Below are 15,653 nucleotides of genomic sequence, written 5' to 3'. Positions count from 1 at the left end.
CGTGCTTCGTTGGCGATTGCTCTCCTCCTTCATCATCATTGCGGTGATGCTCGCCCTCGTCGCGCTCGACCATCGCGAAGTCGGCCTCGGCTTACCTGGCGTCTGGCTGTTGCCGGTGCTGCTCATCGTCACGGTCCTCGGGACCGAAGAAGTCATCTCGCTGCTGCGAAACCAAAATCACCGTCCCGTCGAATGGGTCACCTACGTCGGCAGCGTGGGCATTGCCCTCGCTGGTGCCGAGAAACTGCTGAAGGATGTCTGGGCCCAGTTTGGTGGCACGCTTGAACCAGCCTGGGAAGGCTGGCCGATGCTTGCGGTCGCTGGTGGCGTCATTCTCGCCTTCGGCGGTGAAATGGCTCGCTTTCGCAAAGCGGGCGAAGGGGCCATCGTCAACGCGGCCCTCGCGCTGTTCGCCATGATCTACGTCGGCGGACTCATGACGTTTCTCGCCTGGCAACGTCTGCAGTTCGGCACGTTTGCGTTTCTCTCCATACCCATCGTCGTGAAGTTTGCCGATACCGGCGCGTACACACTCGGTCGCCTCATCGGCCGCCACAAGATGACGCCGCTGTTGAGCCCCGGCAAAACCTGGCAAGGAGCGCTCGGTGGCGTACTTACGGGCTGCGCGGCCAGCTGGCTCAGCTTCACCTATTTGCAGCCGGCACTTCTTTCCAAGGAAGCTGCTGCCGCGCATGCTTCCCCGCCGCTGATTGCCATCTTGCTCTATGGCCTCGCGCTCACCCTCGCCGGCATGCACGGCGACCTGGCAGAGTCGCTGCTCAAGCGCGACATGAACCGCAAAGACAGCAGCACCTGGCTCCCGGGCCTCGGCGGCGTGCTCGATATCATTGACAGCGTACTCATCGCTGCCCCGGTCGCCTATTTGTTCTGGCACATGGGCTGGGTGAGGTGACCAAGTGAGTGAGACGCGCGAGCAACTGCAGTTCGGCTTCTCCACCATCGCACTGCTGTGTGTCGTGATTGGTCTCGGCTTGTCGGGGCTGCTGAATAATCCGCTGTCTTGCTTTCTGGTGGTCATGGCTTTGATCTGCTGGTTTGCGACGACGAAGGTCCGCGACGGGTCGTGGGCCCTGGGGGTGATTGCAGTCTGTGGTTGGCTGTTTCTCGCGGCCCTGATTGCTTTCATGTTTCGCAGGTAGATGGCATCGAAAAGAGGCGTTCCTTAATCACTTGTTGTTCGCCTTACCGCTTCCTCACCGAAGCCGCGTATAATCCCCTCAGGAACCTGTTGGCAAATCGCCGACCGACGTGACCGGAGCGCAAAACTGTGGCAGAAGACGAAATCAAAGAAGGCGACCTCGTACCCGATCCGGTCATTCCGCGGTTCAACCCCGATGGAGCCGCGACTGGCAACGACGACGACCGCCTCAAGCACATCGAAGACCTGATTCAGACCATCAAAGAATCGGCCGACAAGATGGCCGCCGATGGCAGCAGCCGGGGCGATCTCAAACTCATCAGCCGCACGCTGCGAGAGCTTCGCTACGCGTTCAAAGTCTTCTCCCCTTACCGCAAGCGGCGGAAAGTGACCGTCTTCGGTTCGGCCCGCACCAAGCCCGAAGAGCCCGCCTATCAAGAGGCCGTGCACCTGGGCCGTGTCTTTGCCGAGAACGATTGGCTCGTCGTCACCGGTGCCGCCGCGGGCATCATGGAGGCTGGCCATCAAGGCGCCGGCCGCGAGCACTCGATGGGGCTCAATATCATGCTGCCCTTCGAGCAGCAGGCGAACCCCGTGATTCGCGACGATCACAAACTCGTCCACATGAAGTACTTCTTCACGCGCAAGCTGATGTTCGTGAAAGAGTGCGATGCGGTCGTCTGTTTGCCCGGCGGCTTCGGCACGCTCGACGAAGCCATGGAGGTCATCACGCTGCTGCAAACCGGCAAGCGCGATATGGTCCCAGTCGTGCTGCTCGATCCTCCCGGCGGCAAGTACTGGGCCGACCTCAACGAATTCCTCATCACCCACTTGCTCGGCAATCGGCTGATCTCGCCCGAAGATCAATACCTGTACACCGTCTGCGACAACTACGAAACGGCCCTGAACGAAGTCCTCAACTTCTTCAAGATCTATCACAGCATGCGCTACGTAAAGCGAGAACTCGTCTTCCGCTTGAACGAACCCATCGAGCCCACGCTGCTCGAAGCCATCCAAGCCAACTTCACAGACATTCTGCACGAAGGCACGTTCACGCAGCGGGACGCCTTGCCCGCCGAGAAGGACGAACCCGATCTCGCCGGCAAGTCGCGGCTCGTCTTCACGTTCAATCGCCGCAGCTTTGGCCGTCTGCGCTTGCTCATCGACTGCATCAATCAAGGTTGCCTGCTCGAGAACCGCTTCGGCAAAAAATAGAGACCTCTCACCATGCTTATTTCGCGCGGCCTGTCCGTCTTGTGCTTGCTGTTCATCGCCACCGCATCCTGGGCCGGTGATTGGCCCCAAATCCTCGGCCCGAATCGCGATGGCCACGCCGAGGGCGAAAAACTCCGAGTAAAATGGCCCGCCGCGGGCCTCAAACCCGAGTGGACCTATCCTCTCGGCAGCGGCTATGCCGGCCCCGCGGTCGTCGGCAAGCAAGTGCTGGTGTTCCATCGCAAAGACGATGAAGAGATCATCGAGTCGGTCGATCTCACCACCGGCAAGCTCATCTGGCGCACCGCCTTCCTCGCGACCTATCGCGGTGGCATCGATTCCGATACCGGCCCCCGCTGTGTGCCGGTCGTCGTCGGTGATTCGGTGTACGTCTTTGGTGCAGCCGGCGATCTGCATTGCGTGGCTCTCAAGAATGGCGAAGAGCGCTGGTCTCGCAGCCTGTTTGCCGACTACGCCGGTGACGAAAACTACTTCGGTGCGGGCAGCACTCCGCTGGTGATCGGCGACCGCGTCATCTGCAACGTCGGTGGTCGCAAGGCCGGCCTCGTTGGCGTCGATGCCAAGACCGGCAAGACCGTGTGGCAGGCCACCGACGAAGGAACCAGCTACGCGTCCCCCACGACCGTCACCATCGCCGGCAAGCCGCAAGCTCTGTTCGTCACGCGCATGAACGCCCTCCTCGTCGATCCCGCCACGGGCACCACCAGCAAGTTGCTCCCCTTTGGTGCTCGCGGGCCCACGGTAAATGCGGCCACGCCGCTCGTTTTCGATGGCACGGTGTTTCTTACCGCCAGTTACAACATCGAGGCGGTTCTCGCGACCGTGCAATCGCCGGCCGAGGTTCGCTGGCACAACGGCGATGTCCTTAGCAGTCAGTACGTGACCCCCATTTATCACAAGGGCTACCTCTACGGCATTCACGGTCGCGAAGACTCCGGCACTCCCGGCGCACTCCGCTGCATCGAAGCCAAGACCGGCAAGATCGCCTGGGAGAAGCCAGGCTTTGGCATCGCCCATGTGATCCTCGCCGACGACAAACTGCTCCTGGCCAAGCTCACCGGCGAACTCGTGCTCGCCGCAGCCGATAGCACCGCTTATCGCGAACTGGCTCGCGCGAATTTCACCACTGACAAAACTCGCGCCATACCCGCACTCTCCCAAGGCCGCTTCCTCACTCGCACCACCGAGAACGGCCAAGGCAAACTCATCTGCCTCCCCGTCGGCGAATAGCAAACCCGGGGTCGGCGAGTCTTTGGCGACGAGCGACCCAGCTACTTCCGCGAGTCACTGCTCGCCATAGACTCCCGACCCTTTCTGGTAGCTGCTCGATTGACTGCAGGGCTGAAGTAGCTTTGGTCGAGCTGGCATTTCGAATCGCCCTGAGGCTTGCGATCAACTGCCGATCTCAATCGTTGGGGTCAGGAGTCTATGGCGAGTGAAGTAAACTCCAATCGCTCAGTCGCTCTTCGCCAAAGACTCGCCGACCCCGTTAACACGGTCGCAATCTCGTCACAAATCAACTCAGCTGAACACCCCCCTGCTCAACCGCTTTGATAACTTTTTGACGCAATTTTTCGCGGCGACAAACCCTATCTAAGCGATTATTTCTAAACAACTTAAAACTAAATGTTGTTGGTTATAGGGCGATTTCTTGACAACCATTTGATAACAACCATTTGGTGGGGGTTGTTCCTGTGGTGTTAACCGTGGCGGCCCGAGAACGTCCGAACAGCAAGGGCAAACACGCTTCCCTTGGTTTGTAGCGGCTGCACACGACAAATTGCACATCTGCTGCGCAGCAGATCGATAACTTTCCACCAGGTTGCAAAAGATCTGCTACGAGAATTCATTGCCAGCAAATAACCGCTGACCTAGCGACTCTCGCACAAGCGCGCAGCGGCACACCAAAGCGCCGAGAAGAAAAATCGGCCTTGGTGGACAGCTCTCACTTATCAGTTAATTATTCCGACATGTTGATTTATTGTCAACTATTTATTGACACAAAAACCCAGGGGTCGGCGAGTCTTTGGCGACGAACGACTCACCACTCACCGAACCCCAACTCGCCATAGACTCCCGACCCCAATCGCGCAGACGCTCCATCGGCCTCCCCCTCGCAAAATCGGAGACAAAGCGAAGGCCGTAATGGTCCACGAGCAGCTGCAACTCAGAGCCTGGGGGTCAGGAGTCTATGGCGAGTAAAGCAATCTGCAGTGGCTGAATCGCTCTTCGCCAAAGACTCGCCGACCCCGGGGGAGTTTCACCCAGTGACGGGATTCCGTACTTCCCGCATGATCCCACGAGCGGTCATGTGGGCGAAGAACCGCTCCGAGAGTTGCTCCAACTCCCGCACCATATCGGCGTTGTTTCTTAAGGAGACGACACGCGCAGCGCTGCTTCGCAGCTTCTGTTCGTGGGCAGCCACAAGCACGTTTAATTTCGCGCCGGGTAAAAACGTGGCTTCCAATCCGGGGGCTGAATTGAAAGTGCGACGATTGTTCGCCGTAGCGATCGCTCGGCCGTCACTGAGAAAGCTGACCACTTGCAAGCAACACATCCCCGCGATCCCGACGGGGGCGGTGTGAATTGCCTGCAAGATGGCGTTACCTTGGGCATGCCGAGCCCGTAAACAGCCCGTTACCATCGGCAGGTTGTTAAATCCCATACTGCGGTAGTGGAAAACAATCGGCTCGATGAAGCCATCGGCTTCCGCCTGATGCGCGGCGTCGGTCAGACTGCTGCGGACCGGCTCCTCGCAATCGTCGAGTCTTACCGGCGCGTCGATCTCCCATTCTTCACGCGGACAGATCTGCGGCGTCCACCGCACGACACCCAACTGGATCCACAGCCAGGTAAATAGGGCTGAGAAGGTGTTGGGATAGGCGATGCGGATGAATTCTCGCAGGGTGACTCGCTGAATGTAAGCCTCGTAGTAACGCACCGGTTCTGCCCTGCTCTACTTCTTCTCCGGCGTCAGTGTTTCCACCGTAACCGCCATCACGATGGGGGCGGTGTCGTCGTTCCCTTTGACGAGTTCGATGGTGGCGATGGTATCGGGCTTTTTGGGGACGATCGAGAGGTAGCGCAGTTGCTGGCCGCGGAGGCCGAAGGCGAACTTGCTGCCGGGGACATCGACGCGGCGGATGTAGTCGGCGAAGTGGACCGCGTTCTTCAGTTCGTGATCTTCGCGGCTGCCGTCTTCGTAACGGAGGCGAACAATCAGCGAAGTCGACTCCCGCGCGCTATAGGGCGAGGCCCAACCCGCGACGCCGCTCAGCATGTGAATCTGCTTGGCCGGCGCATTGCACGGCAGCGAGACATTCTTGGGCATCGTCGGCGGGAATTTACCTTGCGGGCCATAGAACAGAATCGCGTTCGGGATTTTATCGCCTTGCGGATCGATCAGCTGAAACGGCACTCCTTCGAACGTCTTGGGGGACCAATCGTCGAACACCAGCCGTTGCTCGGGGGCCTTTTCGTCGTAGAACATTCCCTTGGTCGTGACAATCGAAGCCACCTTGTCGAGGGCAATCGGCATGAACTTGCCCCGCTGGGTCATAAACTCCAGCAGATCGGTCAACTCGGTTTTGGTGAGCTGCTTTTCGAAGCCTTCGGGCATCAGCGACTTGGTCGATTGCGCCAGCTCTTCGATCTGGTCGCGCTGCACGGCATGCTTCTTCCCTTCGGCGTCGATCAGCTCCACAGCTGTCTTGCTTTCGGAAGCGAGCAGGCCGGTAAGGACGCGACCGTCGTCGATCAGCACCGTATAAGCGCGGTAGTTCCCTTCCACACTACGGCTGGGATCGAGCAGGTGAATCATCAGTTCCCGCTTGGGATGCACAGCCATGCCGGTCAGGTCCGGACCGACCTTCGTACCCTCGCCGCTATGCATGTGGCACTTGGCACAAACCTTTTTGAAGGCAACTTTGCCCGCAATCGGGTCGCCCGTGGTGGTGCCAATCGAAGCCAGTTCTTCGATCACCTTCTGGCGATCGGCATTGGGCAAGCCACCACCGGCAGCGAGCAACGTCTTGGCTCGCTCGCGCAGGGTGCGATCGGGGTGCGCAGCGAGGGACTGCTTTTGATCGAGGGATAATTCGCTGAGCGAGAACTCGCTGGCATCCGCCGCATCGAGCATCGCTTTGGTCCATTCACCGCGCGAGACAATGGCTTGCATGACAGCGGGGCGGACCGCGGGAGTTACTTTCGCCAAGCTGGCCAAAAGTGCTTTGCCCGTCGCTGGAGATTCGCTCTTGGCGGCTGCTTCAATCAGGCCGGTGGCCAGTTGGGGCGAGATGCGCGGGGACAGAAGTGCGAACAACTGACCGGCCACTTCGGGATCGTTCTTGCGGAACTCCACGAGTTGCTTCGCGGCATCGACACGCGCGGTGTCGGTGGCTTCCGCATTCTCGACGGTCTTGAGGAGCGCCGCGGCAATCTCGCCCGCGTATTGATCCAGCTTCTGGCTGCCGAGTTTGCGCGCCAGCGAAATAACAGTCGATTGCTCGGCAGCGGGAACAATCTTCAGCAAGCTAGCAAGAGCGAGTTCTTGTTTATTGGTGAGCGTCGCTTTTTTGCCACGCGGCCAACCTTTCTCCAATCCGCCGACGATTGTGCTGATAACCAAAGGATCACGCGTTTCAGCCGAGCTCAGCAAGCGACCGATGATCTGATCGGCTTCGTCACCGCGGGCGAAATGTTGTGCGACCAAGGCCAGCCGCTCACGAGTTAGCGGGTTCGAAAGGTTCAGTTTCACTTCGCGGTGAAGTGCAATGGCGAGGACTGCCGAATCGCCTCGGGCCGCTGCCGCGGTGGCGGCATCGAGCAGCCACCGATCACGAAGCACTTCGCTGTCCTGCAATGCCGCCAAACTGTCGACTGCCCCGAACGAAGTTTTGTGATCTGCCATCGCCAGAAACATTGCCAGCCGCACTTGCGCATCGGGGTCATCCTTTTTCAAATGACGGAACAGCCTGGGTACGTTGTCGCCCACAGCCAATCCAGTTCGCTCTGAGTCGCTCATCATCGCCAACAGCGCATTGCGACGAACGCCGCCTGCCGGATGTTGCAGGCAAGCGGCAATCGCGTCTGCATAATCTGCCCCTGTTTCAGAAGTAACGATTTGATTTAAAACCCAAATCGCATGCGCTGCCGCCGTCCAAGAGTCAGCTTCCTTGCTCTTCTCAATCAATTCCGCAACAGCGTCGAATTGCGAATGATCCTTGCGTTCCACCAGCAACCGTTGGGCGTGCAACCGCCAGAACATATTGTCGTTGGAGAGCGTCTTCACCAGTGTTTCGGGCGAAGCATCTTTCAACGAGAACGCCTTTTGCTTTTCTGCTGTCGTGTAGACAACGCGATAGATGCGGCCGTGCTTCTTATCGCGGAGGTTGGTTTCGTAGGCGTTGCCGCGGCCATTCTTAAAGCCAGCGGGCGTCGGATTGTGCTGGACGATGTAGTTGTACCAATCGATGACCCACACATGACCATCGGGGCCGACCTCGGCCATGATGGGCGCGGTCCATTCGTCGTCGCTGGCGAGCAGGTTCCAGCTGTTCTTGCTGCTGAAGTCGGCACCATTGCGATTGAGGACGAACGTTGCGGCTAAGTGACCCGTCGGATCGGTAACGAAGGCCGTCCGGTTCCAATACTCGCGCGGGTAAGTTCGCGCGGTGTAGAGCGCGTGACCAGCGGCCGCCGTAAAGCTGCCGTGATGATCGACCTCGCGAATCTTGTCGGTGATGGGATCGAACTTGTCACTCTCGGCAATCGTACCCAGCACGCTGCTGTTCCAGCCTCGCACTTGCTCGTAGTAGCGATTGGCGATCGGCATGTACACGCTCGGGTTACCGTTCGCGGTGCTGCCCAGCAAAATCCCTTCTTCGCTGATACCCACGCCCCAGCTGTTGTTGTTGGTGTTGCGGAGGAATTCGAACTGCGTGACCTCAGGGCCATTTTTGCCGGCAGCAACTTTGAAGCGATAAAAGCCCTGCTTGAACGATTGGGGCTGCCCCGCGATTTGACCTTGAAAACCCGCGTAGCCGACCTGGCCGTAGTACCAGTTATCGAGACCATAGCGCAGATTGCTCGGCCCGGCGTGCGTGTCGCCGGTCGACCAGCCCGTGAAGAGCGGGCGGCGGGTATCGGCCTTATCGTCGCCGTCTTCATCTTTGAGGAAAAGCGTATCGGGCGCTTGATGCACAATCACACCCCCCTGGCAAAACACCAGACTCGTGGGAATGCTCAGCTTGTCGGCAAAAACGGTGAACTTGTCGGCGCGGCCATCGCCGTCAGTGTCTTCACAAATGCGGATGCGATCGCGGCCTTCACCCTTCGGCTGCAGTTCGTTGGGATAGTCGACGGTTTCGCAAACCCACAGCCGGCCCCGTTCGTCCCAGTTCATGCAGATTGGCTTACCCTGCAACTCGGGCTCGGCTACGAACAGTTCAACGTGAAAGCCGACGGGTGTCACCAGGTGCTTCATGGACTCTGCGGGAGTGACCGGCAGTTGCATCTGCCACTTCTCTTGCGAATTGCCTCGCTTGCCCGGCGCGTAATAGGGAACATCGGCACCGACATACTCGAAAGGCTTCACATCCTTCGAGACCTTGGTCATCTGCGGGCGATCGGCGAAGACGGGCACGATGGCTGGATTGTCTTTCACGGCCCAGCGAATGCCCCGCTCGAGCAAGTTCTGGAAGCCAGGGTTGCCCCAAGTGCGAGCATCGTGACCCCAGGCGGTGTAGAAGACGCGGCCTTCGCCTTGCGTGCGCACCCAGGTCCAAGGTTCCTTGCCTTCTTTGTCTTCGCGGTATTCCAGCACCGTGCGATCGGTCGGGTTGTGCTTGTCGTGTACGTAAGTTTCGTCCCAGCTTTCGAAGCCGCCGTAGCCTCGCATCAGCGGGTGATCGGCTTCGCCGATCTGCGTGCGGAAGATGCCGGTGCCATGTCGCTTGAACTGAGCACCAACCAGGGCGATGTACTTGGGCGAGTTCAAAAAGCAATACGACGCGCAGTGCAGCGGCACGAAGCCCTTGCCGCTGGCGACGTAGTCGAGCAAAGCTTGCTCTTGCTCGGGCGAGATCTCGGTGGTGTTCGCATAGATGACGAGGCCATCGTAGCCGCCGAGGGTCTTGGCGTTCAGGTCGCTCGCCTGGTCGGTGTACGTCAGGTCGATGCCACGATCTTTCAGAACCGGCTCGATGAGCTTGAATCGCTCAACAGGCTTGTGCCCGGCGTTGTCGCCAAGGAACAGCAGCTTGAGACGCTTGGGAGCGTCTGCAGCGGTAGCTGAGGTGGCGAGAAGCGCCGCCAAGAATAGTAAGCAAGCGGGACGTAGAGAGGAGAGAGTCATCGCGTCACCTTTGGAGGAGATATACCCCAGAGACACAGAGTTCGCAGAGAGGAAGAGATGTTCTTCGTGCCCTCTGCGCCTCGGTGGTATTCATTTCTTATCTTAGCCCAGCGTAAAGTCCGGCAACTTGACGATTTCGCCACCCTTGAGGGCCGATTCGTGGGCACAGATGCCGACGCAGGTCCAGTTGGCGGCGGTCACGGCGTTGGGGGCCGGATCGCGGTTTTCGCTCAGCGCGCTGATCATTTCGTTGACCAGGTGCGGGTGCGAGCCACCGTGACCGCCACCTTGAATGAACGAGAGGTGATCGGCGTCCTGAATCGACTTGGTGAATTTGCGAATCGGTTCGGGAAGCAAGTGGGCAAAATCGGGAACTTCGATCTTGGAGGCAATTTCGTGCTCCGGCTTCTTGGCCGTATGCAGCACGTGAGGTTCCCCTTCGACCAGCGTCCACTCAAAGCTTTTCTTGGTGCCGTAGACATCAAAGCTTTCGCGATACTGCCGCGCGACGTCGTACAAAAACCGCCAGATGTGCGCGGTGATGTCGCTGTCCTTGACCTTGATGTGGCAGCTTTCGACGGCGAACTTGTTGCCCGACTTCTTCGCGATGTCTTCACGCACGGTACCGCTGCCGAAACAGCTAACGTACTCGGCCTTGCCATCGACGAGGCCCAAGCAAGGACTTACCACGTGTGTGGCGTAGTGCATGGGAATCATCTTTTCCCAGTAATCTGGCCAGCCATCCATGTCTTGCGGATGCGACGCGGCCAGATGCTGAATCTTGCCGAGTTCACCCTTCTTGTAGAGATCCTTGATGAACAGATACTCGCGGGCATAGACGACCGTTTCGGCCATCATGTATTTGAGCCCCGTCTTCTTCACCATTTCGACAATCTGGCGGCAGTCGTCGATGGTGGTGGCCATCGGCACCGTGCACATCACATGCTTGCCGGCCTTGAGAGCGGCCAGCGACATCGATGCGTGATCGGGAATCGGGCTGTTGATGTGAACGAAGTCGACGTTGGGATCTTTCAGCACGTCGTCGTAGCTGGTGTATCGCTTTTCGATCTGGAAACGATCGCCGACGACGTTCATCTTCTCAGCGTTGCGCTGGCAGATGGCATAGACGTTGGCCTGCGGATGAGCCTGATAGATGGGAATGAACTCGGCACCAAAGCCTAGCCCAACCATCGCCACGTTCCACTTCTTGCCGCTCATAGTTGCTCCACGTGTGAATCGACCGCCGCAGCGGTGCGAGGAGAGAGGTCCAATTCAACGCCTACAGCGTACTCGATCGTGCTGCGAGAAACATTTCTTTCAGTAGTTTAGTAAATTCAAATCGAGAAGCTATCCCCGCGGCGCTATTTTCTTTCAGTTGTTTGCATAAATCACCCGGGGTGGCTGAAGTGGGAGGCCGCGCAGAAGCGGCTGTTCACCCACATAGGAAGACGGCGCACGAGGACGCGCAGCTGATGTATGGCCAGCAGGTTCTAAACCTTGACTGGTTTCCGCTTCTTGACCGACTCTTGCTGCTTGAGAGCCAGCACGATGGCGTCGCGAGCGAGATCGCCGCCGAGGATGCTGGACGGTTTGTTACTCTTCAGGCAACTGGCCACTTCTTTGATCTCAGCTTCGAAGGCGGTGAGCATCGGATCGCCAGCGGGCATGGCAGGGAACTCGACGGCTCCCTTGCTATCGAGCAAGGTCAGCGGCGTGACTTGCAGCGGTTGGTCGGCCAGGACGGCCAGATTGAAATAGAGCGTGGCTTTTTCCAGGTGGATCTCGAAGCCGTGCGTGAACGAGCGGCCTTGTTGCCGGACGATGCCACTGGTGGCAGTCACGGCCAAATCGGGATCGCCAAACGTGAACTGCGTATTGAAGTACTCAGCCACTTCGCCGCGCAGGCGACCTTGGCTGGTGACCGCAGTCGGCATGCCAAAGAGCAAGCGAATGAAGTGGGCATCGTGCACGTGCAGATCGATGGCTGGACCGCCCGCTTTCTGCGGATCGAAGAAATCCTTCAGCCAGAGCGGATCGGAAATCACGCGTTGAAAGTGCCCGCCAAGCAACTTGCCGTACTTGCCGCTGTTGATCAGCTTGCGCGCGATGGCGTACTCGGGCAATAGCGGCAGCACGTGGCCGACAAACAGTTGCTTCCCGGTTTGTTCGGCCGCTTTGACCATTTTGTCGCAATCGGTGGCGGTGAGCGCCATCGGCTTTTCGACAAAGACGTGCTTACCGGCTTTGAACGCCGCGATTGCTGCGGAGGCGTGCAGGTGCGGCGGCAAGCAGAGATCGACGAGATCGATTTCGGGATCAGCGAGCAGGTCCTTCAGCTCGGCATAAGCGCCGACGTCGCTCAGGTCGACCTGTTTGCCGGGAGGACCGAAGTTCCCTTTGATATCGCGCCAATCGCCAGCCAGCTTCTTGTCGTCCCGGGTGCAGATGGCGGCGAGCTTCATTCCCTTGGTCTTTTGATAGGCCAGGTAGTGAATCCAACCCATGAAGCCGATGCCGACAATGCCTACGCGAATCATGATGCGGTAACCTCTGCTGAAGGGCTGCTGGGATCAGGGTCGGCGAGTATTTTCGGGCGATGGTTTCAGCGATACAGATAGACTCTCAACCCGAAACATACTCCCGACCCTTTGGCGCTGGTCGCCGAGACGTTGGGAACCTGGATTGACGATTACTGCTGCCGGGAGAGCCGTTCAGCCAATCGCAACTCACTAGCGCGCTCTCCATTCGAGCGCGTGCCATCGTTGTAATGCCAACGGGCCGATTGCGAAAGATAACTACCGCCGAGCCGAAAACTGCCGCAGCAGTTGCTCGAGTGTCAGATAGAGATCGGTCGTGGTGACGATACCGACCGGACGATTGTCTTCGATGACGGGCAAGCAGCTGATGCCGTTCTCGACGATCAGTTCGACCGCTTTGATGAGCGGCGTGTGACGTTCGACGGTCACCAGGTCGGTGCTCATCAGTTCGCCGGCGGTGAGCGCTTCGAGCTCGTTCCGTTCCGGGAAGTCGTCGAGACCGAAGAGGCGAATGACATCGCGGTCGCTGATCACGCCCACGAGGCGTTCGTTTTCGACCACTAGAAAGTGGCGAAAGCGGCAGTCGTGAAAGTGCTTGACCAGTTCGGCTGCTGTGGTGCGGGTGCTGACCGTGCGTGGTTGCAGCGTCATGACGTCGGCCGCGGTCAGCGCGTGCAGACGCTCGGCCTGAGCTGCCTGTTCGAAGGCAACTTGCAACCAATCGCGTTTTTGCTCGGTTCGGTTCACGGTCGTTGGCACCTACAAAGACGAAAGTCGTCCCGCGGATGATTCCGCTCGGCAAGCGTAAGACGCGAAATGGGTGCGGGCAACTAATTGTACGCAGCACGTCGCCATTTGGCCCGATTTTGCTGGCGAAGTCGCCGCGTTGACGGCCTGTAGGGGCTGTGCTAGTTTTTCGGTTCCGGCCGTGCTGGCTGTCGCTGCAGCCAGCGGTTGGCTGACTCTCTTCAGCCTCGATTCTGTGGGCTCCGCAACTCAGCTCGCTGATTCGGCGAACCGGACTTCTTTGCACCCTGTTCACTGTCTGGCTCAAAACATGTCGCCTACCATCATCTATACCAAGACCGACGAAGCTCCTGCCCTGGCCACTTACTCGCTGCTCCCCATTGTGCAAGCGTTTACGCGGCAAGCTGGCATTGCTGTCGAGACGCGCGACATTTCGCTGGCAGGTCGCATTCTCTCCGCCTTCGCCGATCAACTTCCCGCGGCGCAACAGCTTCCCAACGCTCTGGCCGAACTGGGCGCGATGACGCTCAAGCCCGACGCCAACATCATCAAGTTGCCAAACATTTCGGCCTCGGTCCCGCAGCTCAAGGAAGCCATCGCGGAACTGCAAAAGCACGGCTACGCGGTGCCGAATTATCCCGAGTCGCCTCAGACCGACGCCGAGAAAGACGCCAAGGCCCGCTACGACAAAGTGCAAGGCTCTGCGGTGAATCCCGTCCTGCGCGAAGGCAACTCCGATCGCCGAGCACCGAAGGCCGTGAAGGACTACGCTCGCAAGCATCCGCATTCGATGGGTGCCTGGTCGAAGGACTCGAAGACCAACATCGCCACGATGGGAAAAGACGATTTCTTCTCGAATGAAAAGTCGGTCACGGTTCCCGCTGCAACCACGGTGAAGATTGAGTTCGTCGGCAACGATGGCACAACCACCGTCCTCAAGGACAAGACGCCGCTTCTCGCCGGCGAGATCATCGACGCCACCTGCCTGCGCAAGGCCTCGCTGGTCAAGTTTGTCAGCGAGCAGATCGCCCGGGCCAAGGCCGAGGGTCTGCTGTTCTCGCTCCACCTCAAGGCCACGATGATGAAGGTCTCGGACCCGATCATCTTTGGTCACGTCGTCCGCGAGTTCTTCAAAACGGTCTTCGCCAAGCACGAAGCCACCTTCACCAAGCTGGGCGTCGATCTGAAAAACGGCTTCGGAGATCTGCTCGCCAAAATCGAGAAACTGCCGGCCGCTGAGAAGGCTGCCATTGATGCCGATATTCAAGCTGCGTTTGCTGCTGGGCCCGGTGTGGCGATGGTCAACTCCGATCAGGGGATCACCAACTTTCACGTTCCCAGTGATGTGATTGTCGATGCTTCGATGCCCGCCATGGTTCGCGCTGGCGGCAAGATGTACGACAAGCAAGGCAAGCTGCAAGACACCCTGGCCGTCATTCCCGATAGCTCGTATGCCGGCATCTATCAGGCGACCGTCGACTTCTGCCGCGAGCACGGCGCGCTCGATCCCAAGACGATGGGTTCGGTCCCGAACGTCGGCCTGATGGCCCAAGCGGCCGAAGAGTACGGCTCGCACAACAAAACATTCGAAGCTCCCGGTGCTGGCCAGATTCGCGTTGTCGACTCCGATGGCAAGACGCTGCTGGAACACACCGTCGAAGCGGGCGACATCTGGCGCGCTTGCCAGACGAAAGGCGCTCCGGTGCAAGACTGGGTGAAGCTCGCCGTGAATCGCGCGCGGCTCTCGAACACCCCTGCTGTGTTCTGGCTCGATAAGAACCGCGCGCACGACGCCCAGATTCTGGCCAAGGTCGACAAGTACCTGAAAGACCACGACACCACGGGTCTCGATATCCGCGTGCTTCCTCCTGCCGAAGCTTGCAAGTTCAGCTTGGAGCGGATCAAGCAAGGACTCGATACCATCTCGGTCACCGGCAACGTACTGCGCGATTACAACACCGACCTGTTCCCGATTCTCGAAGTCGGCACCAGTGCCAAGATGCTTTCGATTGTCCCGCTGATGAATGGCGGCGGACTCTTCGAAACAGGCGCTGGTGGCTCGGCACCCAAGCACGTTGAGCAGTTCCAGCAAGAGAACTATCTGCGTTGGGATTCGCTGGGCGAGTTCTTTGCCATCGCCGCATCGCTGGAACATCTCAGCATTGTCGAAAAGCATGCCAAGGCGAAGGTCCTGGCCGATACGCTCGACACGGCTAACGGCAAGTTTCTCGAACACGATAAGTCCCCCGGTCGCAAACTCGGGACCATCGACAATCGCGGCTCGCACTTCTATCTGGCTCTCTACTGGGCTCAGGCCCTCGCCGCGCAAAACGACGATGCCGAACTGAAGAAGATCTTCACCCCCATCGCCGAAAAACTGACCGCTGCTGAATCGGAAATCGTGGCCGAACTGCTCGCCGTGCAAGGCAAGCCCGTCGACGTCGGCGGCTACTACCAGCCCGACGATGCCAAAGCAGCGGCCGCGCTGCGCCCCAGTGCGACGCTGAATCAAATTCTGGAGGGACTAGGGGCTAGGAGCTAGGGACTAGAGAAAATCCTCTAGCTCCTCCTTCTGTGCTTACCTTTCCCTAGTTCCTGGCCCCCAGTCCCTAACCCCTCC

Annotated in this window: 10 protein-coding genes; 5 read left to right on the top strand and 5 right to left on the bottom strand. The window is 58.9% G+C overall.

Annotation, left to right across the window (positions count from 1 at the left end; translation table 11 throughout):
* Position 1 precedes the first annotated feature (1 nt).
* From NA78x_RS00940 to NA78x_RS00925, 4 genes are all read left to right on the top strand, one after another.
* A complete protein-coding gene (locus NA78x_RS00940) occupies positions 2–913 on the top strand; it encodes a phosphatidate cytidylyltransferase (RefSeq protein WP_425616540.1) in 912 nt (303 codons plus the stop codon).
* 4 nt (positions 914–917) lie between these two features.
* Positions 918–1,160 (top strand): hypothetical protein, encoded by a 243-nt coding sequence (locus NA78x_RS00935; RefSeq protein ID WP_425616539.1) that lies wholly within the window; start codon positions 918–920, stop codon positions 1,158–1,160.
* Between the two features lie 128 nt (positions 1,161–1,288).
* Positions 1,289–2,374, top strand: coding sequence for a TIGR00730 family Rossman fold protein (locus tag NA78x_RS00930; RefSeq protein WP_425616538.1), 1,086 nt, complete (start codon positions 1,289–1,291; stop codon positions 2,372–2,374).
* Positions 2,375–2,386: 12 nt separating this feature from the next.
* Positions 2,387–3,625 (top strand): PQQ-binding-like beta-propeller repeat protein, encoded by a 1,239-nt coding sequence (locus tag NA78x_RS00925; protein WP_425616537.1) that lies wholly within the window; start codon positions 2,387–2,389, stop codon positions 3,623–3,625.
* A 1,030-nt stretch (positions 3,626–4,655) separates the two neighbouring features.
* Here NA78x_RS00925 and NA78x_RS00920 read toward each other — a convergent pair.
* The 5 genes from NA78x_RS00920 to NA78x_RS00900 form a co-directional block, all read right to left on the bottom strand.
* Positions 4,656–5,336, bottom strand: a complete 681-nt coding sequence (locus NA78x_RS00920; RefSeq protein WP_425616536.1) for a hypothetical protein — start codon at positions 5,334–5,336, stop codon at positions 4,656–4,658.
* Between the two features lie 15 nt (positions 5,337–5,351).
* Positions 5,352–9,749, bottom strand: coding sequence for a PVC-type heme-binding CxxCH protein (locus tag NA78x_RS00915; protein ID WP_425616535.1), 4,398 nt, complete (start codon positions 9,747–9,749; stop codon positions 5,352–5,354).
* Positions 9,750–9,851: 102 nt separating this feature from the next.
* The gene (locus NA78x_RS00910) at positions 9,852–10,967 is read right to left on the bottom strand and encodes a Gfo/Idh/MocA family protein (protein WP_425616534.1); all 1,116 of its coding nucleotides are present in this window, start codon (positions 10,965–10,967) and stop codon (positions 9,852–9,854) included.
* Positions 10,968–11,239: 272 nt separating this feature from the next.
* Entirely contained in the window at positions 11,240–12,286 is a 1,047-nt protein-coding gene (locus NA78x_RS00905; protein ID WP_425616533.1) for a Gfo/Idh/MocA family protein, read from the bottom strand.
* 258 nt (positions 12,287–12,544) lie between these two features.
* Complete coding sequence (locus NA78x_RS00900; RefSeq protein WP_425616532.1) at positions 12,545–13,033, bottom strand: CBS domain-containing protein; 489 nt, start codon at positions 13,031–13,033, stop codon at positions 12,545–12,547.
* A gap of 310 nt (positions 13,034–13,343) precedes the next feature.
* On the opposite strand from NA78x_RS00900, the gene NA78x_RS00895 reads away from it, so the two are divergent.
* Positions 13,344–15,575 (top strand): NADP-dependent isocitrate dehydrogenase, encoded by a 2,232-nt coding sequence (locus NA78x_RS00895; RefSeq protein ID WP_425616531.1) that lies wholly within the window; start codon positions 13,344–13,346, stop codon positions 15,573–15,575.
* Positions 15,576–15,653 lie beyond the last annotated feature (78 nt).

Origin of the sequence: Anatilimnocola aquadivae, from assembly GCF_049819085.1 — a bacterium.
Lineage (GTDB): Bacteria > Planctomycetota > Planctomycetia > Pirellulales > Pirellulaceae > Anatilimnocola.
Note: the sequence above shows the minus strand (reverse complement) of the source record. Positions and strands in the feature narration are given on the sequence as shown.

Coding starts and splice junctions, on each gene's coding strand:
- NA78x_RS00925 (WP_425616537.1), top strand. CDS start 2,387: ATGCTTATTTCGCGCGGCCTGTCCGTCTTGTGCTTGCTGTTCATCGCC.
- NA78x_RS00915 (WP_425616535.1), bottom strand. CDS start 9,749: ATGACTCTCTCCTCTCTACGTCCCGCTTGCTTACTATTCTTGGCGGCG.
- NA78x_RS00910 (WP_425616534.1), bottom strand. CDS start 10,967: ATGAGCGGCAAGAAGTGGAACGTGGCGATGGTTGGGCTAGGCTTTGGT.
- NA78x_RS00905 (WP_425616533.1), bottom strand. CDS start 12,286: ATGATTCGCGTAGGCATTGTCGGCATCGGCTTCATGGGTTGGATTCAC.
- NA78x_RS00895 (WP_425616531.1), top strand. CDS start 13,344: ATGTCGCCTACCATCATCTATACCAAGACCGACGAAGCTCCTGCCCTG.